This is a genomic window from Geomobilimonas luticola, assembly GCF_018476905.1.
Lineage (GTDB): Bacteria > Desulfobacterota > Desulfuromonadia > Geobacterales > Geobacteraceae > Geomobilimonas > Geomobilimonas luticola.
Window position 1 is genome coordinate 69,751 of sequence record NZ_JAHCVK010000004.1, and the last position, 22,978, is coordinate 92,728.

The 22,978-nt window shown below is 59.3% G+C and carries 20 protein-coding genes; 1 reads left to right on the top strand and 19 read right to left on the bottom strand.

All coding sequences use genetic code 11. The features are described 5' to 3' along the window. Position 1: 1 nt before the first annotated feature. The 3 genes from KI810_RS10835 to KI810_RS10845 form a co-directional block, all read right to left on the bottom strand. Positions 2 to 319, bottom strand: coding sequence for a toxin-antitoxin system TumE family protein (locus tag KI810_RS10835; protein WP_246525503.1), 318 nt, complete (start codon positions 317 to 319; stop codon positions 2 to 4). 132 nt (positions 320 to 451) lie between these two features. Continuing rightward, entirely contained in the window at positions 452 to 850 is a 399-nt protein-coding gene (locus KI810_RS10840; RefSeq protein ID WP_214175562.1) for a hypothetical protein, read from the bottom strand. A 67-nt stretch (positions 851 to 917) separates the two neighbouring features. Beyond that, positions 918 to 2,885, bottom strand: a complete 1,968-nt coding sequence (locus tag KI810_RS10845; protein WP_214175563.1) for a cache domain-containing protein — start codon at positions 2,883 to 2,885, stop codon at positions 918 to 920. Positions 2,886 to 3,104: 219 nt separating this feature from the next. On the opposite strand from KI810_RS10845, the gene KI810_RS10850 reads away from it, so the two are divergent. Continuing rightward, positions 3,105 to 5,120, top strand: coding sequence for a diguanylate cyclase domain-containing protein (locus KI810_RS10850; protein WP_214175564.1), 2,016 nt, complete (start codon positions 3,105 to 3,107; stop codon positions 5,118 to 5,120). Positions 5,121 to 5,195: 75 nt separating this feature from the next. Here KI810_RS10850 and KI810_RS10855 read toward each other — a convergent pair whose 3' ends face one another. From KI810_RS10855 to KI810_RS10930, 16 genes are all read right to left on the bottom strand, one after another. After that, positions 5,196 to 5,978, bottom strand: coding sequence for an inositol monophosphatase family protein (locus KI810_RS10855; RefSeq protein ID WP_214175565.1), 783 nt, complete (start codon positions 5,976 to 5,978; stop codon positions 5,196 to 5,198). A 254-nt stretch (positions 5,979 to 6,232) separates the two neighbouring features. Further along, positions 6,233 to 7,651, bottom strand: a complete 1,419-nt coding sequence (locus KI810_RS10860) for a B12-binding domain-containing radical SAM protein (RefSeq protein ID WP_214175566.1) — start codon at positions 7,649 to 7,651, stop codon at positions 6,233 to 6,235. Positions 7,652 to 8,008: 357 nt separating this feature from the next. Beyond that, positions 8,009 to 8,842, bottom strand: coding sequence for a sensor histidine kinase (locus tag KI810_RS10865; RefSeq protein WP_281412589.1), 834 nt, complete (start codon positions 8,840 to 8,842; stop codon positions 8,009 to 8,011). 167 nt (positions 8,843 to 9,009) lie between these two features. Then, positions 9,010 to 10,482 carry an ammonium transporter gene (locus tag KI810_RS10870; protein ID WP_214175567.1) on the bottom strand — a complete coding sequence of 491 codons (1,473 nt, stop codon included), beginning with the start codon at positions 10,480 to 10,482 and terminating at the stop codon, positions 9,010 to 9,012. Positions 10,483 to 10,515: 33 nt separating this feature from the next. Continuing rightward, positions 10,516 to 10,854, bottom strand: coding sequence for a P-II family nitrogen regulator (locus tag KI810_RS10875; RefSeq protein ID WP_214175568.1), 339 nt, complete (start codon positions 10,852 to 10,854; stop codon positions 10,516 to 10,518). A gap of 182 nt (positions 10,855 to 11,036) precedes the next feature. Next, positions 11,037 to 11,795, bottom strand: a complete 759-nt coding sequence (locus tag KI810_RS10880) for a hypothetical protein (RefSeq protein ID WP_214175569.1) — start codon at positions 11,793 to 11,795, stop codon at positions 11,037 to 11,039. Between the two features lie 337 nt (positions 11,796 to 12,132). Further along, positions 12,133 to 13,188 carry a molybdenum ABC transporter ATP-binding protein gene (gene modC, locus KI810_RS10885; protein WP_214175570.1) on the bottom strand — a complete coding sequence of 352 codons (1,056 nt, stop codon included), beginning with the start codon at positions 13,186 to 13,188 and terminating at the stop codon, positions 12,133 to 12,135. A gap of 1 nt (position 13,189) precedes the next feature. Continuing rightward, positions 13,190 to 13,879, bottom strand: a complete 690-nt coding sequence (gene modB, locus KI810_RS10890) for a molybdate ABC transporter permease subunit (protein ID WP_214175571.1) — start codon at positions 13,877 to 13,879, stop codon at positions 13,190 to 13,192. 3 nt (positions 13,880 to 13,882) lie between these two features. Then, positions 13,883 to 14,653 (bottom strand): molybdate ABC transporter substrate-binding protein, encoded by a 771-nt coding sequence (gene modA, locus KI810_RS10895; protein ID WP_214175572.1) that lies wholly within the window; start codon positions 14,651 to 14,653, stop codon positions 13,883 to 13,885. 400 nt (positions 14,654 to 15,053) lie between these two features. Beyond that, entirely contained in the window at positions 15,054 to 15,539 is a 486-nt protein-coding gene (locus KI810_RS10900) for a peroxiredoxin (RefSeq protein ID WP_214175573.1), read from the bottom strand. Positions 15,540 to 15,593: 54 nt separating this feature from the next. Then, positions 15,594 to 16,307, bottom strand: a complete 714-nt coding sequence (locus KI810_RS10905) for a type 1 glutamine amidotransferase (RefSeq protein WP_246525533.1) — start codon at positions 16,305 to 16,307, stop codon at positions 15,594 to 15,596. After that, positions 16,307 to 18,301, bottom strand: a complete 1,995-nt coding sequence (locus tag KI810_RS10910; protein WP_214175574.1) for a heterodisulfide reductase-related iron-sulfur binding cluster — start codon at positions 18,299 to 18,301, stop codon at positions 16,307 to 16,309. Before KI810_RS10910 ends, KI810_RS10905 begins: the two co-directional genes overlap by 1 nt. A 147-nt stretch (positions 18,302 to 18,448) precedes the next feature. Next, positions 18,449 to 19,777 (bottom strand): electron transfer flavoprotein subunit alpha, encoded by a 1,329-nt coding sequence (locus tag KI810_RS10915; protein ID WP_214175575.1) that lies wholly within the window; start codon positions 19,775 to 19,777, stop codon positions 18,449 to 18,451. A gap of 100 nt (positions 19,778 to 19,877) precedes the next feature. Beyond that, positions 19,878 to 20,690 (bottom strand): electron transfer flavoprotein subunit beta/FixA family protein, encoded by an 813-nt coding sequence (locus KI810_RS10920; protein ID WP_214175576.1) that lies wholly within the window; start codon positions 20,688 to 20,690, stop codon positions 19,878 to 19,880. A gap of 358 nt (positions 20,691 to 21,048) precedes the next feature. Further along, entirely contained in the window at positions 21,049 to 21,924 is an 876-nt protein-coding gene (locus tag KI810_RS10925; protein ID WP_246525506.1) for a GNAT family N-acetyltransferase, read from the bottom strand. Then, a complete protein-coding gene (locus KI810_RS10930) occupies positions 21,921 to 22,787 on the bottom strand; it encodes a radical SAM protein (RefSeq protein WP_214175577.1) in 867 nt (288 codons plus the stop codon). Before KI810_RS10930 ends, KI810_RS10925 begins: the two co-directional genes overlap by 4 nt. Between the last annotated feature and the right edge of the window lie 191 nt (positions 22,788 to 22,978).

Consider the following 22,978-nt stretch of genomic DNA (forward strand, 5'->3'; position numbering starts at 1 on the left):
ATCAGGACCTCCACGTGTCCACGTCGTTCCAGAAATCATCGAGCAGTACCTGCGGCGAGATGAAAACATAGGGAGTTTCTTCCTCGCCAACATGCCGGTGATCCCCCTTACCTGCCTCATTGTCGTAACGCAGCACGCAATGACCGTCAACAACAAGGGCGAGGCGATACTTGAAGGTGTGATGACTTCCGGAAAGAGGAGACGGCAGACGCCACACGACCATTTCTACAAATGCATGGTCCGAAACGATGTGGCGCTCGTTGAGCATCAATCTGGCATTCATGTTGGAAACAATACCAACAGCTGCAAATGTTGTCAAGCACTACAACACGTGCACATTAATTGATGGGAAATGCCAGAGAACGCAGCAGAGGAGCAATCGCCCTTTCGTATTTCAACGAACCGGGCAGTGGCCTGGCGCCTTTATCCGGGCCACTCTCCTTTAAAATGATTATTTCGTAAAGGTATACGTTGCGATATTGGAGGAACCTCCAACCGCATTCGAGAGATATACCGTCAGTGTATAGGTCCCCGCAGAGAAACCGGCATAACTTTCCGAAAAGCTGATGGTGCCGCTCCGCTGCCCTGGCGCGCTCACCCCGGGTTGTTCACGGAACACTTCAACACCCTGTGCGTCCCTAAAGTAGGCCGTGCGGGAGGCAAGGTCATCCACCGGGGCTTCGAACCCGAGCGTCACATCAATCTTTTGAGAGAGGGTGTCATTGACGAAGTTCGAAGAGGTGATAGTCGGATGGGTGGATGGCTGCGGAACTATCGAGATGTCATCGTTTCCGCAACTCGTGAGAAACAACGTCACTAGCGTCAGGAATAGGCAAAAATACTTTTTCATTATGTAACTCCTCCCCTCACCCGGCCTTTTGCCACCCTCTCCCGCGGGGAGAGGGGAACCGGTCTCCCTACAGCTCCTCCCGCTCCACCGGCAGCTTCACGGTGACGGTGGTCCCCTCCCCCACCACGCTGGCGATGGCGATCTTCCCCTGGTGCTGTTCGACGATCTGCTTGGTGATTGCGAGGCCGAGGCCGGTCCCCTTGACCTTGGTGGTGAAGAACGGCTCGAAGATCCTTTCCAGGTTCTCCGGCGGGATGCCGGCGCCGTTGTCGGCGAAGCGGATGACCACGTACCCCTCGCTGTCGAGGGACGTGCTCACCACCAGTTTCCCCCCCTTCTCCATGGCGGAGCCGGCATTGAGGATGAGGTTGATCGCCACCTGCCGCATCTGGTCGCCGTCGGCCTGGATATGGGGGAGGTTCCGGGCGAACTCCTTGGACACGGTCACGTGGTACATGTCGGTGTGGTTGGCGGCGAAATCGACGATCTGGTCCAGAAGGTCGTTTACGTCCGTATCCTCCAGGGTGGGCTTGGGGGTCCGGGCAAAGGAGAGGAGGTCCTGGACGATCTTCTTGCACCGCTTGCTCTCCCGCTTTATCTCGTGGATGTAATGATAGTTGGGGTCGCTCTCGTCCAGGCGCCCTTCCAGGTAACTGGCGTAGCCGAGGATCACGCCGAGGGGATTGTTGATCTCGTGGGCAACGCCGGAGGAGAGGACGCCGAGGGATGCCATTTTCCCCTGCTGGGCCAGGTTCGCCTCCATCTCCTTGTTCCGCTTTATTATCTGGGTCATCCGGTTGAAGGCGGTGGCAAGCTCCCCAAGCTCGTCGTTGGAATCCACCTCCATCCGCTCGTCGAGCCGTCCCTTCTTGACCTTGCGGATCACCTCCGTCATGTGGCCGATGGGATCGGTGAGTATCTTGGAGGCGAGAAACACCAGGGCAACGGAGATGATGCAGACCAAGATGGTGAGGACGATCATGCTCTCGGTGATCCGCCCCTTGATCTCGTTCGCCTCCTTGTAGAATTCGTCCTCGTAGGAGCCGACCGCCACGATCCAGTCCCACGGCTTGAAGTACTCGTAACGGACGATCTTCATCCGGGGGGTACGTTCGCCGATGTTCTTCCAAGGGTAGCGGATCCAGCCGTTCTTGTTCTCGCACATCTCCTTGATGAACGTAAACCCGTTGAAATCCTTGGCAGCGTAGAAATTCTTTCCCTCCCCGTCCGGATGGATGGTGAAGTTCCCCTTGCTGTCCATGCAGAAGATGTAGCCGGTCTTCCCCACCTTCTTGGACTTGATCTTCTCCTTCAACTCCTCGAAGGAGCGGCGCTCGAAGGCCTCATCTTCGTAGGTTTCCTCAAGATACCCGCCTGCAGCGACGATCCAGTCCCACTCCTTGAAGTAGCGGTAGGCCACCACCTTGTTGCGCGGTTTCTTGTCGCCGAGGATCTCATTCCGCCAGGGGTAGATGATGAAAAGCACCTCTCCCGGCTTGGACTTCAGGGCATTTTCGCACATGACCCGGATAAAGTAGCGGCCGTTCTCGTCTTTCTCGTTATAGACGTTGTCCCCTTCCCGCGCCACATGGACCGTCAGGTCCCCCTTAGTGGTCATGGCGTAGATGTAGCCGGTCTCCCCCACGTTCACCTTCTTCAGGGCCTTGTTGGCTTCCATCTTGGCGGTTCGCAGGTCGAGTCGGCCGCTCTTGTACTGACGGTGCTGCGTCTCGACGACGTTGTAGGCCAGGTTGGTGAGGGTAGCCAGTTCCATGTTGAAACTGCGCTGTTTGTCCTGTTTGTAGACCTGGAACTGCTGATAGTGGGAATTGAGAAGGTCGATGGTGAAATCGGCCATATGGGACAGGTCGTCTTTGGAGGTATGGGTGATGCCCAGGTAGGCCTGACGGGTCGAGATATAGCCGATCACCCCCCCCACCAGGAAAATGGGGATGATAATCAACGGAATAACCACCACGAGGAGTTTCCAGCGGAGTTTCAAGTTATCGATGAAACCGAACAGGTACCTGTGCATGGAAGGCCTTTATGCGCGGAATTAACGAATATTAGGTAAACACAGGGGCAAAGTCAAGGAGTATGACCCCGTTGAGCGGCCGATCTTTACCAAACATGATATATTGTTAATCCCCAAGGTTTGGGGTAGAATTGATAAGCCTTTTTGCCCATGCCCCGTCTGGCGGTCCGGAGCCCCCTTCGCCACAGGAGAACCTTATGCCCCCCGAGGTAACCTGCCATGCCTGAATCACCGGCACTCTCTCTTAAAGCCAAGCTGGCACTGGCGGTATCTTCCCTGCTGGTCATCCTCCTGACCTTCTTTTCCCTGGTCTTTTTCGGCTATTTCAGGACCGAGTTCAAAAAGACCATCGCGAACCAGCAGGAAACCCTCGCAAAAGGACTGGCAGACCAGATTGACGACAAGCTCAGGGCGGCACAGAAGACGCTCCTGACCATGGTGGACGATTTCCCCCCCGCCATCGCCGACTCCCCCGACAAGGTGCAGCAGTTCCTCGACACCCATCTGGGAGCTTTTCCCGTCTTCGATAACGGAATCTATCTTTTCTCTCCCGCCGGGCAACTGGTGGCCGAATCCCCGTTCCAGCCGGCGCAGCGCGGTCAGAATTTCTCGGGCCGAAGTTTTTTCAAGGAGGCACTGAAATCCCGCAATCCTGAAATTTCCGACCCGTACTACTCGACGCAACCTCACCATCCCACGGTCATCATGTTTACCGCACCGATCATCGACGAAAACGACACCATTGTCGCCATCCTGGGGGGAAGCTTGGACATCATGTCCGACAGCTTCCTCGGGGAACTCTCCCGGATCAGGATCGCCCGCAGCGGCTATCTCTATCTCTATGACACCAAAGGGACCATGATCATGCACCCCAACCGGCTCATGGTCCTCCGCAGGGAGATGCCGGCCGGTTCAAAGAAGTTCTTCGACGCCTCAGTCAAGGGATTCGAGGGGACCGGCACTACCGTCACCGCCGACGGAGTGCGCATGGTGACGAGTGTGAAGCGCCTCACCACAAAGAACTGGATCCTGGGGGCCACCTACCCGGAGGCCGAGGCCTATGCCCCCATTGCCAGGGCGCGGCGATACTGGCTGGCTGCCACCCTCATCGTGGCCTGTTGCGCTATCATCGCCACATGGCTCTTCGTCAGGCGCCTCACCATTCCCCTCTACCAGTTGAACCACCACATGCGGGAGATATCCCAGAGCGGCATGAAAAAACCGCTCCACCTTGACTGCAACGACGAGATTGCCGAACTGGCGGAAACGTTCAACCGGATGATCGAGTCCCTGGGCGAAAAGGAAGCCACCGTCAAGAAGCTCTCCGTAGCCGTAGAACAGAGTCCGAGCATCGTAGTAATCACCGACGCCTCGGGGGTGATCGAGTACGTCAATCCGAAATTCTGCGATGTGACGGGGTACAGCCGGGACGAAGCGGTCGGGGAGAACCCCCGCATCCTGAAGTCGGGTGAAATGGATCCTGCAACCTACCGGCAGCTATGGGAATGCATCGTGGCGGGGGGGGAATGGCGGGGCGAATTCCACAACAAGAGAAAAGACGGCAGTTGCTACTGGGCGGCCGCCACCATCACCGGGATTCGTGACGAAGCGGGGGAGATCACCCATTTTCTCGGCATGCAGGAGGACATCACCGCCCGGAAGGAGGCGGAGACGCGGCTGATGAACATGGCCATGCTCGACAATCTTACCGGGCTCGCCAACCGCAACCTGCTCCAGGACCGGCTGACCCAGCAGCTGGCCTACGCGGAACGTCACCAGACGACCATCGGGCTCCTGTTCATCGACCTGGATCACTTCAAGCAGGTGAACGACACCCTTGGCCACGCCATCGGCGACCTGCTTCTCAGGTCCTTCGCCGACACCCTGGTTTCCTGCGTCCGCAAGAGCGATACTGTGGCCCGCCTCGGCGGAGACGAGTTCATCATCATGCTGACCGACATCACGGACCCGGATACCCCCGGCATGATCGCCCGGAAGATACTCGACGCCCTCCAGACCCCCTTTGATCTGGAGGGGCACCGGCTGGCGGCCCATGCCAGCATCGGGATCGCCATCTACCCCATGGACGGGCGTGACGACGAGACCCTCCTCAGGAATGCCGACCTGGCCATGTACAACGCCAAGCAGGCCAGCCGCAACACCTACCTGTTCTACACCCCCGAAATGCGGACAACCACAGTCTGCTGCGACGGGTCCATCCAGCCATCGGCCTAGTCCTGCTTTTTCAGGAAAGTAGGTAGGCGGGGGTGGGGGCTTTTGGGAAAGTCCCCACTCCCGCTCCATAGACCCTCAACACACGTTCACCCCCGCCAGCACCGCCACCATCTCGTCGTGGATCAGTCCGTTGGAGGCGAGGATGCGGTGGTCGTAGCACGACCAGGCTCCCCCTTCGTGACTGGTCACCATCCCCCCCGCTTCGGTCACCAGCAAATGCCCCGCCGCCACGTCCCACGGTTTGAGCTTGCACTCCCAGTAGCCGTCCAGCCTCCCGGCAGCCACGTAGGCAAGGTCCAGGGCCGCCGCACCGGCCCGTCGCACCGCCCGGGCCGTCATCTGGAAATTTATGAAATGGGCGAAATTGTTCTCGTTGGAACGGGTCCGGTCATAGGGGAAGCCGGTGGCCAGCAGGCATTGCCGCAGGGGTGCACGCCGCGAGACCGCGAGCCGCCTGCCGTTGACAAACGCCCCCTCTCCCTTGACCGCCGTGAACAGCTCGTCCATCATGGGGTGGCAGATAACCCCGAGCCGCACCTCCCCCCCGATCTCCAGGGCGATGGAGACCCCGAACCAGGGGAAGCCGTGGGCATAGTTGGTGGTGCCGTCCAGGGGGTCGATGATCCATTTGTGTGACGAGCGGAGGGAGGCGTAGTCGTTCTCCTCCGCCAGGATGTCGTGGTCGGGAAACGCCTGCCGGATGCTGCCGACGATAAGCTCTTCGCAGGCCCGGTCCACCTCGGTCACCAGGTCGGTCTCCCCCTTGAAATCGATGGCGAAATCGCTCCAAAGCCGCTCCCGCTGGAGCATACCGGCGGCCCGGGCAGCCTGCACGGCGATGTCGAGGTAGTGTTGCATGGCGAATAACCTCCAAAAGCATTAACCACAGAGGACACAGAGGAACACGGAGAAAACCAGCAACAGAAAATATATTCGGGACACGGAAAAATCGGAAGAATCAGGATAGCTGCGGATAGGGGCCTCAACCTCAACCAACCTTCAGGGTGGGATCTGAAATCCCGGGTTCATCCGCCTTTATCAAAGATGTTATCCGCTCTTTCCGTGTTCCATTGCCGTTATGGGTTTATTTTCGTGTCCTTTGTGGAGCTTTTCTACCACTTCTGCTTCATTTCGAACTTCAATATCTCCGGCAGATTCCTGAGAAACGTCATGATGCTGTGGGGTGACTTCCAGACCATCTTCGCGTATCCCATATGGATGCGGGTGCGGTGGAAGAAACGGCGGATGAACTCGTCGTAGAGCTCCTCCAGCCGCTCTTTGGTCATGCCGTGGGGGACGAAGACGAAGTTGACGCAGTTCATGGAAGGCCAGTCCTCGGTGAACTCCCCCTGCTCACGAATGGTCTTGTAGATGGGGGCGCCGGGGAAGGGGGTGAACTTGGTGACGTTAATCTCATCGAGCGGCAGGGTCAGGGCGTAGTCTATGGTCCGGCGGATGGCCACCTCGTCCTCCCCCGGCAGCCCCACCATGAAGAGCCCCTTCACCCGCATCCCCGACTCCTTGACCATGGAGAGCTTCCGCTGCACGTCGTCCAGCTCCATGAACTTGCGATGCTTCTTGAGGACCTCCGGGTCCCCCGACTCGATGCCGAAGTTCACCTGCCAGCACCCCGATTTCTTCAGGAGCGCCACCAGTTCGGGGTCCACGTGCTCCAGGCGGGCGATGCAGTTGTAGGTCACCGGCAGCCGGCTGTCGGACAGGAGCCGGCAGAGCTCCTCCACCCGCCCCCGGTCGAAGGTGAAGAGGTCGTCGTAGAAGAATAAGTGGCGGATGCCGAAGTCCCGGTGCAGGTAGGACATATGCTCGTGGATATAGCCGGGAGAATTGAAGCGGAACCCCCGGTTGAACACCGACCGGTCGCAGTAGCTGCAGTTGTAGGGGCACCCCCGGCTGGAGATGATGCTCGTGTTGGGGGCCTTGGGGTAGCTGAAGAGGGGGAGGTTGTAGCGCCGGGGGAAGTCGGGGAGTCGGTGGTAGGCAGGGAACGGGAGGGTATCGAGATCGGCGATGTTTTCCCGTACTGCCGACAGCACCCCCTTGCCGTCCCGGCGAAAACCGACACCGGGTATGCCCTCCACCCCCCGGAAATCGGCGTTGATCAGCTCGTAGAAGGTCCGCTCCCCCTCGCCGATGACCAGGTAATCGATGGCCGGAAAGCTGTCGAGGAGAGAAACGCCGACGGAGCAGGCATGGGCGCCGCCGAATACGATCCTGACCTGGGGCGCCTCCTCCTTCAACCGTTCGGCTATCTGGTACCCCTCCAGGAACGAGGAGGTGGTGGTGGAAAAGCCGACAACGTCCGGTGCCCGGCGGACGATGGAGGCCACCAGTTCCTCCAGAGGGGCCGGGTGGGCGTAACAATCGAGGAGATCGACCTCGACCCCCTGCCGTTCAAGAAACGCGGCGATACTCATCATCCCCAAGGGGGGCATGAGGTTGAAGATGGTGCTGATATCCTTCATGGACCCCATCCAGTTCTTGCCATGGGGGTGAACAAACAGGACTTTCACGTAAACACCTCTTGGTAAATACAGGTAAAGGTAAAGGTAGAGGTGGCGTTAAACCCAAAACCTGCCTCGTTATTTCGACGGGTCATGCTAAACGGTTTACCCCTTAAAAATCAAGGGGCAAAATCCCATGGCTGGTGTTTGCGTGATGTCCAAGGGGGAACCAGGTGAAAGCGGGAGGTTGATTTGTTCTCAATCCGTGGGGGGTGAGTGTTTCGTGGAGCGAATGTGTCCGAGTGCCAGCCGGCATCGGCGAAATTGAGCAGAGCCGGCTGCACGGCCGGCGCGAAATGAGCCATACGGCGGTGGGACGAGGGTGCTCTGAGCGGAACGGAACGCTTGCCCCTCGCGGAGTTACCTTCAGGCAGCCGGAAAGACGGCGGTAAAGGTCGTCCCTTCACCCACGACGCTCCGCACCGTGATCCGTCCCCCCATCAACTCCACGATGGTCCGGGTGATGAAGAGGCCGAGGCCGGTCCCTTCGCCGACAGCCTTGGTGGAGTAGAACGGTTCGAATATGCGGGGGAGCACCTCCGGCGTGATTCCCGGACCGGTATCGGCAATCTGCGCCTCCACCGAGCCGTCCTGGGCGATGGCGGTCCGCACCAGCAGCGTCCCCCCCTGCTCCATCGCCTGGAGGGCGTTCATGACCAGGTTGATGAAAACCTGCTTCAGACGGTTACCGTCGGCAGCCACCGAGGGAAGATGAAAATCCAGCTCCTCGACGACCGTAATGGAGCGTTTCTGGGCCTCGTATTTCAGGAATGCCATCACCTCCCGCAGCACCTGGTTGATGTCGGCATCCGGACCGGCGTCATCTTCTCGACGGGCAAAGGTGAGAAGCCCCTTGGTAAACTGGGAAAGGCGCTGGGCCTCCTGGTCGATCCGCTCCACCATCTCCCGGACAAACTCCGGCAGTTCCTCTTCGCGCATGATCATCTGGGCGGCGGAGACGATCACCGAAAGGGGGGTGTTGAGCTCGTGGATCATCCCCGCGGCCAGCCGGCCGATCTCCGCCATCTTTTCGTTGAAGGCGAGCTGCTCCAGCAGATCTTCCGGGATCCGGCCTTCGTCGTTCACGTATTTGGCAAGGAGATGACTCATCCGCTTTTCCTGTCCTGGCTGCCGCATGCTGCCGGGATAACCGGCAGCAACGCTTTTCATCCGATACAATACAGGCATAAGCTGTGCCATAAAGATATCCCTTTGAATTCATTGTAGTTCAGCACAAAAATTGATATCGCGGAACTGCTGATGCCCAATAAACGGGCAAAATATGCCCACGGATAGAGCATTCCTGAATAAAGAAAAGCCGCCCTGAACGGACGGCTTTTCTTTGCGGACAAATCTGCCAGCGGCAATCAGTTGTAAGCGCTTTCCGAATGCTGGGTCTGGTCGAGCCCCATGATCTCGTCTTCCTTTTCCACCCGCAGGCCGATGGTCTTGTCGAGAATGAAGGAGATGACGAGGGTGACGATGAAGGCATAGGCGCCGGCCGCCGCAATCGCAATAATCTGGATGACCAGCTGCTTGAAGTTGCCCGACATGAGGCCGGTGGCGCCGACTGTGGCAAGGACGCCGGTAATGAGGGCGCCGAAGGTCCCGCCGACACCATGGACGCCGAAGGCATCGAGGGAATCGTCGTACTTGAGCTTGGCCTTCATCAGGACACCCAGGTAGCAGACCACACCGGCGCCAAGGCCGATGATGATGGCCGCGCCGGGCTGGACGAAGCCGGCAGCCGGCGTTATGCCGACCAGGCCGGCCACGACGCCGGATCCGAAACCGAGTGCCGACGGTTTGCCGGAATGGATCCATTCCGCGATCATCCAGGCCAGGCCCCCTGCGGCCGGGGCGATGGTGGTGGTGGCAAAGGCGAGACCGGCCAGCCCCCCCGCCGCATCGGACGTATTCACACCCACGATGGCCGAACCGGCATTGAATCCGAACCAGCCGAACCAGAGGAGGCCAACGCCGAGGAGGGTCAGCGGGAGACTATGGGGAGCCATCCGCTCGGTGGGGAAGCCGTGGCGCTTGCCAAGGAACATCAGGATGGCCAGGGCGGAGATACCGGACGAGAGGTGAACGACCGTGCCGCCGGCAAAATCGAGCGCTCCCTTCTTGAAGAGCCAGCCGTCAACCATCCAGACCCAGTGGGCGAGGGGATCGTAGACGAGGGTGGTCCAGAGAAGGACGAATACGCACCACGCGGCAAACTTGATCCGTTCGGCCACCGCACCGGAGATGAGTGCCACGGTGATCATGGCGAACATGCACTGGAACATGGCGAATACATATTCGGGGATGGAACCGGGCTCGGTCGCCACGTTCTGGAACAGGGTATAGACCGGGTTGCCATCCTTGAAGGTGATGAGCCCGTTGAGCATCGCCTTGGAAAAGTTGCCAACCAGGCCGCCGACCGCATCGGGTCCGAAGGCCAGCGAGTAGCCGATGACAGCCCACTGGACACCGACGATCCCCATGGCGACAAAGGAGTGCATGAAGGTGGAGAGGACGTTCTTGGAACGAACCATGCCGCCGTAGAAGAGCGCAAGTCCGGGCAGCATCAGAAGGACCAGGGCGCTGCAAACCAGAATCCAGGCGGTGTCGCCGGTATTGAGGACCGGATCGACGTTTTTCGGCTTGGCTTCCCCAGCCGGTGCGGCAGGGGCCGCAGCCGCGGCATCAGGGGAGGGAACGGCAACCGTCGCAGCAGCCGCCGGCGCTGTTACGGAAGCTTCGGGAGTCTTGGCCTCCTCGGCCAGGACCGCCGCCGGAGCCAGGAGCGTGCTGGCGGCCAACAGCAGCTTTATGAATGTGAGTCGAGCTTTCATGACAATAACCTCCACTTTGAGCTTGTGATTTTCTTAAATGGCGTCGGCGCCCTTTTCGCCTGTCCGGATCCGGACGGCCTCATCCAAGGGAAGGATGAAAATCTTGCCGTCGCCGATACGACCGGTCTTGGCGGTGGCTTCGATGGTCTCCACCACCTTGGCCACCAGTTCGTCGGCCACCGCTATCTCCAGCTTGACCTTGGGGATGAAATCCACCACGTACTCCGCACCCCGGTAGAGCTCGGTGTGCCCTTTCTGGCGGCCGAACCCCTTCACCTCGCAGACCGTGATCCCTTCGATGCCGATTTCGTTGAGGGCGTCCTTCACCTCATCCAGCTTGAACGGTTTTATGATTGCCTCTATGAGCTTCATTGCGTGCCTCCCTGTTGTGTTGGTGCAGGTCCGATTTCGTGCTGTTGCAGAGGTAAGAGCATCGGTCATGCCAAGCGTAATACACTCATAATTTCAGTATGTTACCCAACCACGACCTCTTATCCTGTTTCACCTGTTGCTGTTGCGGACCACTATCTGCCTGGAAATTGAGCATTTCCAGATCAGGGAAAGTTGATGTCCACCTGGGTGGTGAAGGTGTTCTTGCCGCCGGTCATGGCGTTGTTGTAGATATCATAGCCGAAAATCACCGACACGTTTTTGGCGAAGGCCCAGGAGACGCCGAAGTTCAGGGCGCCGTTCGCATTTTTGCCGCTCATGTAATCTACGGCTACCCACAGTTTATCGGATATTTCGCTCATCGTCCGGTCCCAGGAGAGCATGACACCGTCGTTGGCAGACTTGCCGTTCTCATCGAGAAGTACCGTGGAACTGCCGTGGTAACCCCCGGCAGAGATTCTTCCCACGACCGGGATGGTTTTGGCGAGGAGGCCGTAGGCAATATTCTGCTTGGTCATGGCGGTCCCCCCTGTCTTGGTCCCCATATTATAGATACCGACGGCGATTGCCGGGGAGTGGTTGAAGAGGGAACCTTCCGGGGTGCCGAGCTTGCCATGGAAATAGATCGGGCTCTGATCGGTCCCCGAGCTGGTGCCGCCGTCGATGTAATCGAAGCCGACTTCAGCCTGTACCTTCTCAAAGGGGAGGACCCCCACGGTCGGACCGGCGACGATGTAGTTGTTGCTGACCGGGCCGTTCTTCGACGTCCTGATGTAGGTATCGAAGTTCAGGTGGGCCGTTCCGAACGCCTGCACATCGGTGGAAGGAATCCATACCTGGGTGGAGGGGGTTGCCAGTGCTGCACCGGTGGTTGCCACGAACAGCGCCATTGCCAATCCTGCGGTTCTGATCATCTTTGTCATCTCTTACTCCTTTGTAATGTATTTTTTCCTGCCCACGAACCCGCTAAACAAAAAGGCGCCTCCACCCCGTGAGGGTGAAAGGCGCCTTTGCCTTGAATAATTCTGCGTTGGATGCACATCGTTGTGCGAATCTACTCAGGCTTTTAGCACAAGCCGTGCCAGCTGATTCATGAATAAAATATTCAGTATGATCCCGGAAAGTTAGCTCCGAACACTGGCAAATCCAGAATAAAAGAAAAGGGGGTAACGGCTCCGTCCACCCCCTCGTCCTGACTATTTATTGTGCAGCTGGTTACGTCGTCACCAGACGACAACGTGCCGCGTCCTCCTGTGGCGGTCAGCCGAGGGGACGGAAGGCCGAAGCCTTTATGGCCGCGTAGAGTTCACCTCCGGGCCGGATATCGAGCTCTGCAGCCGCCTCGTGCACCACCTCGGCGATGAGCCGGTCGCTGCCGCATGCCAGTTCCACACCCGTCTTGCTGCCGCTCTCGAAGGTGGCGACGACCAGCCCCTTGAGCAGGTTGCGGGCGCTGATCGCCTCGGGGTGCTGTTTGAAGAGGATGATATCCCGGGACGACAGTTCGTAGAGGCCAGCCTCGCTCTTCGGCGCCGCCGAAAGGAGCAGCTTCCCCCCTCCCCAGGCGAAGGTGTGCAGGCCATTGCTCCCGACAGGCCGGCCGAGGCGGAGGAGGTTGATGTACCCGACCTGGCCCAGTCCCATCCGCCGGCGAGCCAGTTCATCCGCGCTCCCCTGCTCCACCAGGCGCCCCTTGTCGAACATCAGGACCGTATCGGTCATGAGCCGCATTTCCAGAAGGGAGTGGGAGATGAAGATGAAAGGGATGCCGAACTGGCCGCAGACCCTGGTCAGGTAGGGAATGATCTGGAATTTAAGGTCGTCGTCCAGTGCCGAGAGGGGCTCGTCCATGACGAGGAGCCGGGGGCTGGCCATGACCGCCCGGCCGATGGCAACCCGCTGCTGCTCACCCCCGGAGAGGTTGTTTACGCCACGATCGAGAAGCCCTTCCAGCTTCAGGACCTGCACCAACGGATCGAATTCCACCCGGCGGTGCTGGGATGCGCACCGGTTGTAGCCATAGAGAAGATTGTTGCGGACAGAAAGATGGGGGAACAGGCTCGGCTGCTGGAAGACCATGGCGATCCTGCGCCGCTCGGTGGGAATGGCGACACCCTCGCCTCGGCTGAAGAGGGTCTCCCCCTCAAGGCATATGGTTCCGTCGTCCGGCTCCACCAACCCGGCGAGCATACCGATCAACGTCGACTTGCCGCTCCCCGACTCGCCGAAAATGCCGATCCGCTCCCCCTGCACGCTGAAATCGGCATCCAGGCGGAACGGACCGTAGCTCTTGCTCACCGCCATCCTCAGTTCCATGTCAGTCCCTCCGCGCCATTTTGAAGGCATCAGGACGCAACACATTGAGGGCCAAAAGCACAAGGAAGGAAAAAATCAGCATTATTGCCGCCATGCGGTGGGCCTGGGCATACTCCAGCGCTTCCACGTGGTCGTAAATTTGCACCGAAGCAACGCGGGTAACACCAGGAACATTGCCGCCGATCATCAACACGACACCAAATTCACCGACCGTATGTGCAAAAGTCATAATTGAAGCGGTCAGAAATCCAGGACGGGCCAAAGGCAGAGCCACCGTAAAGAATGCATCCAGCCGCGAAGCCCCTAGGGTGGTAGCTACCTCCAAAGGGCGGTCGCCGATAGCTTCAAAGGCATTTTGCAGCGGTTGAACCATGAATGGCAGAGAGTAAAATACCGAAGCCAGCACCAATCCCCAAAAAGTAAAGGGCAAGGCCCCGATTCCCAAAGCCCGGGTGAGATGTCCCACCGGGCCGTTGGGCCCCATGGCCAACAGAAGATAGAAGCCGAGCACCGACGGCGGCAAGACCAGCGGCAAGGCGATTACCGCGCCAAATGGTCCTTTCAGCCGCGATTTGGAATGGGCAAGCCACCAGGCAATCGGAGTTCCAACTATCAGTAAAACAAAAGTTACAACCATGGCCAGCCTGATGGTGAGCCAGATTGCCTGGATGTCACTATCCGTTAGAAACATTTTTTACTTGCCCACCTTTTCGGCCGGCAGAGCAAAGCCATACTTCATCATGATGCCACGAACCTGCTTCGAGTCCATGTACTCGGCAAACTTTTTGGCAAGGGGCTTGTTTGCTCCCCGTTTGGTGATGATGTAGCCCTGCTCCAGGGGGTTATGCAGGTTTTCAGGGATGAGGTAATACCTCCCCTTCTTCGCCAACTCCGGATTAAGGGCCAACGACAAGGCAATGATTCCCACTTGGGTATTGCCAGACTGTATGTATTGGGCGGTCTGAGCGATGTTCTCACCAAACACCAGCTTGGACTGTATCTTTTCCCACAGACCAACAGCCTTGAGTGCTTCTTCGGCACGCTTGCCGTATGGGGCATGCTTAGGGTTGGCAATGGCAATCTTAGTGATTTTCGGGTTAGTAAGGTCGTACAAGGTCATTTTGGTGGCATCCACCACTGCGCTCCATAATACGATCCGGCCAACGGCATAGGGCTTGACTTCGGACGCAGACTGACCTTGTTTGGCAAGCTCGCGGGGGAAACCGATGTCCGCAGAAAAAAACAGATCATAGGGAGCACCCTGCTGGATCTGAGTATGGAATTTGCCTGATGAACCATAGACGACCTGCACCTCGTCTCCAGAATGGATTTTGTTAAAGCCGGTAACAATCTCATCCATGGCAAATTTAAGATCGGCAGCGGCAGCAACTGTAATCCTTTCAGCATGGGCAGTGGTGGCCATTAGCAGGAAACATGTAGCGAATAGCAGTTTGAACAGTCCCATGCTTTGAGTTCCTTTGACACATTATTGCTTTGCTACATAAGAGGAAATAGCCCCTGGTCGCCATCGCCCCTCGCGGTTTCCATCCTCACGTCAGTGACCTCCAAATCGCATTCCGTCCGTATATATCACACTATGCAATGTTGCGCAAACGGGAGTTACGCCGCCCATAGCCAGCTACCTCTGGCGGCAAACAACTCCTGCAGTTTCCGGTTGCACTATCGATGCCACAGGCGTACCCATCTCTTCCACCTTTCGGGACGAAAAACCCCGCGTGCTGATGCACGCGGGGCACCGTTGCCCTGATACCGTACGTTCAGTTCAATGCTGGTACAATGCATGCCAGCAGGAAGACAGCCGGCAAATGACTGGCCGATACACCTTGCGTAAAACGATTACCTGCTCACTCTCCCAGCTTCTCCAACTCCTTCAACAGCACCCCGTTGTCCGGCACCCCCTGCTGGATGAACCGGACGACCCCTTCCCTGTCGATGACGTAAGTCACCCGGCCGGGGGCATACTGTTTCCGTACCTCCCCCGCCTCGTCGGCGACAAGTGGATACCGCAGACCGTTCTTTGTGCTGAATTCCTCGTGGGTCGCAATGCTGTCGGGACTGACGCCCAGGACCTGGGCGTTGAGCTTTTCAAATTTGTCGAGATCCCTTTGAAAAGCCTGCATTTCACCCGTTCAGACAGGGGTGAAATCGGCGAAGTAGAACACCAGCACCACGTTCATTTTACCCTGGAAATCGGCCAACCGGACGGAGCCTCTTGTGGACATGGCCTCGAAGAGCGGCGCCTTCTCCCCCGCCTCCAGGGCGTGGGCGCCGATACTCCCCAGGGCCACCAGGGCGGACGTGAAGAGCCCCTTGACGACAGATTTGCGCATGGAACACCTCCTGTTCATGTTCCCCAAGGGTATCATCCGGAGTGAGAAATACAATCAGGCGGGGTGAGATTCAACAAGGCGGGCGATGTTGAGGAAATTGAGGAGAATCCGGCGGGATGCCGCATCGTACTCCCGCAACCGGAGATCGAACTCCTCCTGGTAGTGACGGGTCCGGACCATTCTTTCCGGAGTCCGGCCGCTCCAGTCGGCGATGATCCGCCGGTTCACCTCGGGATGGAACTGGGTGCCGTAGGCAACGGGGCCGTAGCGGAACGCCTGGCCGGGACAGGTGGGGGACGAAGCGAGGAGGACTCCCCCTTCGGGGACGAGGAAGCTGTCGTTGTGCCACTGGAAGCTCACGAACTCCCGGCTCACCCCCGCAAAGAGGGGATCACTCTCCCCTTTCTCCGTAAGGATGACCGGCAGGGTCCCCTTTTCCCGGTGGGGGGAGTTGTATGTCACCGTGGCGCCGAGCACGTCGGCCAGAAGCTGCCCCCCGAGACAGATACCGAGAAGCGGCACCTCCCCGTCCACCATCTCAGCGATGAAGTGCTTCACCTCGTGAAGAAAGGGGTGACGGTCGGTGTCATGCACCCCCATGGCACCACCGAGGATGATGGCAGCGGCCACACCTTCCGCCTCCGGCAACATCTCCCCGCGGGAGGGCTGAACGGTGCGGTAGGGGACCGCCAGTTCCGCCAGATAGTCGGCGTAGCTGCCGAGGGGGACTTCCGGGTCGTTCTGGACGATGGTCAGCAGGGGGATCATCACGCCGGCCTGAGCCCCTCCGCCACCACCTCGGCTATGTCGCGGACCCGGGTCTGGCCAGCCTGCCGGTCCTTGAGCCCATCCTCGAACATGGTCATGCAGTAGGGGCAGGCGGTACAGATGGTGTCCGCATTCTGCCGGAGCGCCTCGTCCACCCGGTTCAGGTTGATCCGCTCGCCGCTGTGCTCCTCCATCCACATCCTTCCTCCCCCGGCACCGCAGCAGAAGGAGTTGTTGCGACTGCGCTCCATTTCTGCGGGAGCGCTGCCGGTGGCAGCCGTTATGGCACTGCGGGGAGCATCGTAGACGTCATTGTGCCGCCCCAGGTAACAGGAGTCGTGGAAGAGGACGCCCCCCAGATCGCTTACCTGCCGGTTGAGTTTCAGCCGGCCCGACGACAGGAGCTGGTCGAGCAGTTCACCATGGTGGATTACCTCCAGTTCCAGACCGTACTGCCGGTAGTCGTTTTTCAGGGCGGAGAAGCAGTGGGGGCACTGGACGATGACCTTGGTGATCCCCTTCTCCCTGAAGAGCTGGACGTTCTCCTTCGCCATCCGGTCGAAGACGAACTCGTTCCCCAGCCGCCGCACGCTGTCGCCGCAGCACTTCTCCTCTTTCCCCAGAATACCCCAGGATACACCCGCGGCATCCAGGATGGTAGCGAGCGCCACTGTCACCTGCTTGCTCCGGGAGTCGAAGGTGCCGGCACAGCCGATGTAGAAGAGGTACTCCGTCACCCCTTTTTCAAACGGCTTGATCTCCATAGTGGAACACCATTTGGTCCGCTCGGAGGGTGCTATACCCCATGGGTTGGAGCGCTGTTCCATGTTCTCGAAGAGATTGAGGAGTTCCTCAGGGAATTTGCTCTCCATCTCCACCAGGTGCCGTCGCATCTTGACGATCTTCGGCATGTGCTCGATGAGGACCGGGCAGGCCTCCATGCAGGCGCCGCAGGTGGTGCAGGCCCAGATGGTCTCCTCCGTGCTGCTCCCCTCCCCTTCTTCCCCGATGAGGGGGATGACCGGCGCGCCCCCTTTCTGCAGGAGCGGGCCGTTGGCAAGGAGATTGGTCTTGATGGCATGGATCACCTGGCGGGGATTGAGGGACTTGCCGGTGGTGGTCGCCGGGCAGGCATTCTGACAGCGGCCGCACTCGGTACAGGAGAAGCTGTCGAACAGGTCCTTCCAGGTGAAGCGGTCCACCCGGGCCACGCCGAATTCTCCCCCCTTGGCGAACTCCTCCCGAGGCTGGGTGTTCGGTTTCTCCAGTGAGGCGAAGAAGCAGTTGGGGATGGCGGTGAGGATGTGCATATGCTTGCTGTGGGGGAGAAAGCAGATGAAGGCAAGCAGCACGAGGGCATGTATCCACCAGGAGAACCAGGCGATAGACTGAAGGCTGACGGCTGAAGGGAAGGCCAGAAGCAGTCCGGCAACAGCAGAGGAAACCGGCATATAGGGAGCGGCCGGCTCATTCCCCAGGGAGATCTCCGCCCCGTGCAGGCCGAAGTAAGCGAGCATGAGGAGAGCGATGAAAGCGAGGATGAGGAACCCCTCCAGGCTGCGCGCCTTAACGTAGGTGGTGCTCATGTACGTCGGCGGGAAGAATATCCGTCGTGCAAACGCAAGAAAGATGGCCGCCAGGGTCAGCAGGGACACCAGGTCAAAGGCGAGGAGCAGTCCGTGGTAGAGAGGAGCGGGGAGGAGCGCCAGGGAGAAGGAGGGAACGACCCCTTCCACGAGGAACTCGCCGTTGGCCAGGAGCAGGATTATGAAAGACCAGAAGATGATGAAATGGTTGACACCGAACGGTTTCGCCACCACCCGTTTCTGGCCGAAGGCGTAGAGGAGCATCTCCATGAGCCGCATGCCGGGATCGGAGAACCGGTCCTCGGGGCGGCCGAGGGTGACGAGGCTGAAACGCCGGTAGCAGCTCCAGACGAAGAAGATGCCGGCGGCAATGAGCAGGGGGGTGAAGATGGCAGGATTGGGGGTCATGGTTATTCCTCGTGCAGATAAAATCAAATCTTTAATGGTACACGGAAAAAGCGGACACTGCAGATAAAGGCGGATAGATCATATTCCTGATCCGCCTTGATCAGATTTTTTCGCCTTTTCCGCGTGCCATTCGTTTTTCGGTGTTGTTTACGCGATTTTTCCCTGGCGCTCGGCCTTCAGTTCCCGCAGGCGGTTGGTAATGGCGGGGATGATCTTGAACAGGTCGCCGACGATGCCGTAGGTGGCCACCTCGAAGATGGGGGCATCCTTGTCCCGGTTGATGGCGATGACGATGTCCGAGTCCTGCATCCCCACCAGGTGCTGGATGGCCCCGGAAATCCCGCAGGCGATGTAGATCTTGGGGCGGACCGTCTTGCCCGTCTGGCCCACCTGACGCTCCTGGGGCATCCACCCCGCGTCCACGGCGGAGCGCGACGCTCCCACCACCCCGCCCAGCTCGTCAGCCAGCTCCTGGAGCATGGCGAAGTTTTCCTTCGCCATCAGTCCCCGGCCGCCGGAGACGATGAAATCGGCTCCCGCCACGTCCACCTGGTCCTTCTTCCGGTCGGAAATGATCTCCAGCACCTTGACGAGGATATCCTCTTCGGCGATGGGACAGCTCTCCCGGACGATCTCCCCCCCTGCCCCTTCCTGCCGCTCGGGCATGGGCATGACATGAGGACGGACAGTGGCCATCTGGGGGCGGAACTTGTCGCACATGATGGTGGCCATGATGTTGCCGCCGAAGGCGGGGCGGGTCTGCATGAGGTTTCGCTTGTCGTCGATGGCAAGACCGGTGCAGTCGGCGGTAAGGCCGGTCCCGACCACCGTGGCGACGGCGCCCGCAAGGTCGCGTCCCAGGCCGGTGGCTCCCATGAGGATGACTTCGGGCTTGTATGTTTCCACTAAATGACAGACCGCCTTGAGATAGGCCTGGGTACGGTAATACCTGAACACGGGGGCATCGATGAGATAGGCTTTCTCCGCCCCGTGGGCGAATGCCTCCCGGCAGAGGTGTTCCACGTTGTCGCCGATGACGATTGCGGCCAGTTCCACATCCAGAGCCCGGGCCAGTTCTTTCCCTTTCCCCAGCAGTTCCCAGGAGACCTTGGCCGGCTCCCCTTCCGTCTGTTCGACAAAGACCCAGACCCCCTTGTACTCCGCCAGCTTCTTCGCCAGGGCGGCGGCTTCCGGGTCGATTTCCTCTTCGACGGGAGCCGCCGAGGCAGCCAATTCCGCGAGGATTTTCTGTTCCTCGGGCGTAAAGTACATCTCCAGGGCAGAGGCAGGACAGATTTTCACGCATTTCTGGCAACCGATGCACTTTTCCTTGTCGATAATCGGTTCACCGGCATCGTTCATTTCTACGCAGTTGACCGGGCAGACACTCTGGCAACGGGCACCACAGGCGATACAGGCACCGGCGATGAGTTGGGCCACGCCCCGGGGTTTCTTTGGTTTCTTCGGTTCGGTCATTGATGAGTCCTTATGGATTGTATATGATCAAACCCCTCCCCCGCCTCCCCTTATCAGGGGAGGGGTTATCTTCCCCCCTGACAAGGGGGGACCGGGGGGGTTACAACGCCAGCAGGTCTTTGCTCAGCAGCTTGTCGATGAGCAGATTCGCCGTTCCGTCCGGATCGTGCACCCCATCGCCGATGATCTCCCCCTTGTCCCGCTCGGGGGAGAATATCCGGCTCACCCAGGTGGGAGAGCCTTTCAGTCCGATGGTCGGTTCGGGAAGCTGCATGACCTGGTTGTTCCAGACCTTGACCTCGGCATCCGCCGATTCCAGGCGTCGGGGGACGGTGGGGTAGCGGGGACGGTTCAGTTCACGGACCACGGTCAGCATGACCGGCAGGGGGGCCTCGACGATCTCGTGCCTTCCCTCCAGCTTGCGCCGTACCCGGATGACCCGTTTCTCCAGGTCGATATGCTCGATCCGGTCCACCAGGGTGAGCTGGGTGTACCCCAGCCGTGTGGCAATCCCCGGTCCGACCTGGGCGGTGTCGCCGTCGATGGTCTGCTTGCCGCAGAGGACGATCCCCACCTCGTCCTGCCCATGGAGCTTGCGGATTGCCGCCGCCAGGACGTTGCTGGTTGCCAGGGTGTCGGCTCCGCCGAAGACCCGGTCGGAAAGGAGGATTGCCTCGTCAACCCCCAGAGACAGGGCTTTTCGGAGCGTCGCCTCGGCGTTGGGCGGCCCCATGGAGATGGCCGCAACCCGGCAGCCGAAACGATCCTTGAGACGCAGCGCCTCTTCAAGGGCGTGGGTGTCGTAAGGATTGACGATGAACGGGATCCCTTCCCGCACCAGGGTGTTCGTCACCGGATCGATCTGCACCTGGGTCGTATCGGGAACCTGCTTGATGCAGGCGACTATCTGCATGAAAAACCTCGCTAAGGGTTGATTTACAGAGAACGACGGAGTATTAAGCCTTGCATGAACAGAAGGGGAAAACCTTGACCTGGGTCAAAACGGCATCATTGGTGTGCAGCAAAGGCCCACAGTGTCTATTTTTTAATCCGCAGTGGATAATAATCAAATTTACCGGGCTTGGCAATCACTTCTGTGCTTAATTTCTAATCAATTTTTTTTACTCTGACTGTAATTAACCGATATCAGGAAAGTTTCACGGCACAAGGTAAGTATGAGCAAGATATACGACATGTAACAGTACCAAATATCGGCACCATTACAACGCATGGCATCCACAAAGCAGCGAAACCAGGCCCTCCACCTGATATCACCCCATGCTTCCCATGCTGGCAAGGGCAAAAATGACACCGGGGTCGTAGTCAGGCACCTCTCCCCGGAACATGAGCGTTGTCGAGCCCGACACCGTGAATCCCCGTTCAGCAAGCAGGGAAGCCGCCGTGAGATTGCGCAGCGGCACATCCAGGAACAGCAGGCACCCGCCACCGGCCCGCACCATGGCGCTGTCCAGCAGAGTGGCCGCCAGCTCACGGTCACGAGAGTTCCACGGCCCCAATTGCACCCCCGTCGGCCAGCGCTGCAGAGCGAGAAATCCGTCAGACTCCCCGTACACCTCACCCCGCTCCCGCACCGCGGCAAGGAGAAGACGCCGGTCGTCACCCCATCCGGAAAAATCAAGGTGAACCATGCCGGCCAGGGGAACCATTCTTCCCCCTGCCACCGGCCCGTCTATGCCGGTACCGGCCCAGCGCCTGATGCCGTCGATCGACCTGAAGCCGAGCTTTTCGTAGAGCGGGCGGCCCGTCGGGGACGCGGTGAGCCAGATCGTCCTCGCTCCTGCCCGTTTCAGGGATGCAATGGCCCGGGACATGAGCCCCATCCCGAGACCGCGGCCACGCTGGTCATGCCGAACAATGAGATTGCCGATCCAGCCGCTGTTTCCGTACGTGACGGTGGTTACGAACGCTACCGGCAGATCGTCATGCCGCACCACGAAGCACCTCCCGGGAGAGGAGTGGAGCAGGAACTCCAGCTCCCAGCGGTTGCACAGCCACCCCTCCCGGGCCGCCAGCTGCAGAAAATGGTCAATGTCTGTCGTACGGAACCGGTCGACCATCCTGTCTCCAGAGCCACTGGCAGCTTCCGGCCGGTCCATCTCGGCTACTGATCTGGACCGTTTATTCATTGTCCCACCGCACACCCGGCATCCGCCCGTGCCACATCCTGTCCTATCAGGCCGAGGGCGTCGGCCCGGCACTGGCGGCAGTGCTTGAACTGGCCGATGATCCGCTCATTGGCCCGCCGCACGGCCTCCAGCAGCTCCGGGGCAGGAGGGACCACATGGGCGAAGTCCGCCTGGGGGATGAGGGGCATGACGTTCATGACGGACGCCCCCAGTTCCTTTACCTTCCGACCGATAAGGGGAATCTGGCTCTCGTTCACGCCGGGGATGTAGACGGTGTTCACCTTGATGGTCATGCCGTACTCCGCGGCGCGTCTGATCCCTTCCAGCTGGTTGGCACCGAGTATGGCCGCCCCTTCGGCTCCGGTGAACTTTTTGCCGTGATAGAGAATGTGACGGTAAATCATGGCACCGACCTCCGGGTCCAGCGCATTGACCGTCACGGTCAGGCTGTGGAGGTCCAACTCCTGGAGGAGATCGATCTTTTCCGGCAGGAGGAGACCGTTGGTGCTCATGCACGTTATGAGATGGGGGAACTCCTCCCTCACCAGCCGGAAAGTTTCGAAGGTCTCCTCGTTGGCCAGGGGGTCCCCTGGCCCGGCAATGCCGATCACCTTGATGATCGGGCCGAGTATCTCGCTCGCCATCACCTCACGTACCTTGGCGATCGCCTCCCGGGGAGTGAGGAGCTGGCTCGTCACGCCGGGTCGCGACTCGTTGGCGCAGTCGTGACGGCGGGAGCAGTAGCCGCACTTTATGTTGCACTTCGGCGCCACCGCCAGGTGCATCCGGCCGTTCTTGTGATGATTGCCACCGAAACAGGGGTGACCCTGGATGTTCTTCTTGCCGCTGCATGCCGTTGCCATCTCTGACTCCCTTTCCGCGGTGCCGTTACCGCAATGAAAAAGGCGCTCGACCGTTGGGTCAGCGCCTTTGCCGAATGAAAAAAGCCCGGGGGGAACTGCTTCCCGCCGGGCGTCATTGCCTCTGGTTCGATACTTCCTTGTACCGTTGCTGCCAATCTCCCTATCATTATCCATGCCAGAACGCAATTAAT

Coding starts and splice junctions, on each gene's coding strand:
- KI810_RS10840 (WP_214175562.1), bottom strand. CDS start 850: ATGAAAAAGTATTTTTGCCTATTCCTGACGCTAGTGACGTTGTTTCTC.
- KI810_RS10845 (WP_214175563.1), bottom strand. CDS start 2,885: ATGCACAGGTACCTGTTCGGTTTCATCGATAACTTGAAACTCCGCTGG.
- KI810_RS10850 (WP_214175564.1), top strand. CDS start 3,105: ATGCCTGAATCACCGGCACTCTCTCTTAAAGCCAAGCTGGCACTGGCG.
- KI810_RS10855 (WP_214175565.1), bottom strand. CDS start 5,978: ATGCAACACTACCTCGACATCGCCGTGCAGGCTGCCCGGGCCGCCGGT.
- KI810_RS10865 (WP_281412589.1), bottom strand. CDS start 8,842: ATGGCACAGCTTATGCCTGTATTGTATCGGATGAAAAGCGTTGCTGCC.
- KI810_RS10870 (WP_214175567.1), bottom strand. CDS start 10,482: ATGAAAGCTCGACTCACATTCATAAAGCTGCTGTTGGCCGCCAGCACG.
- KI810_RS10875 (WP_214175568.1), bottom strand. CDS start 10,854: ATGAAGCTCATAGAGGCAATCATAAAACCGTTCAAGCTGGATGAGGTG.
- KI810_RS10880 (WP_214175569.1), bottom strand. CDS start 11,795: ATGACAAAGATGATCAGAACCGCAGGATTGGCAATGGCGCTGTTCGTG.
- modC (WP_214175570.1), bottom strand. CDS start 13,188: ATGGAACTGAGGATGGCGGTGAGCAAGAGCTACGGTCCGTTCCGCCTG.
- modB (WP_214175571.1), bottom strand. CDS start 13,879: ATGTTTCTAACGGATAGTGACATCCAGGCAATCTGGCTCACCATCAGG.
- modA (WP_214175572.1), bottom strand. CDS start 14,653: ATGGGACTGTTCAAACTGCTATTCGCTACATGTTTCCTGCTAATGGCC.
- KI810_RS10905 (WP_246525533.1), bottom strand. CDS start 16,307: ATGATCCCCCTGCTGACCATCGTCCAGAACGACCCGGAAGTCCCCCTC.
- KI810_RS10910 (WP_214175574.1), bottom strand. CDS start 18,301: ATGACCCCCAATCCTGCCATCTTCACCCCCCTGCTCATTGCCGCCGGC.
- KI810_RS10915 (WP_214175575.1), bottom strand. CDS start 19,777: ATGACCGAACCGAAGAAACCAAAGAAACCCCGGGGCGTGGCCCAACTC.
- KI810_RS10920 (WP_214175576.1), bottom strand. CDS start 20,690: ATGCAGATAGTCGCCTGCATCAAGCAGGTTCCCGATACGACCCAGGTG.
- KI810_RS10925 (WP_246525506.1), bottom strand. CDS start 21,924: ATGAATAAACGGTCCAGATCAGTAGCCGAGATGGACCGGCCGGAAGCT.
- KI810_RS10930 (WP_214175577.1), bottom strand. CDS start 22,787: ATGGCAACGGCATGCAGCGGCAAGAAGAACATCCAGGGTCACCCCTGT.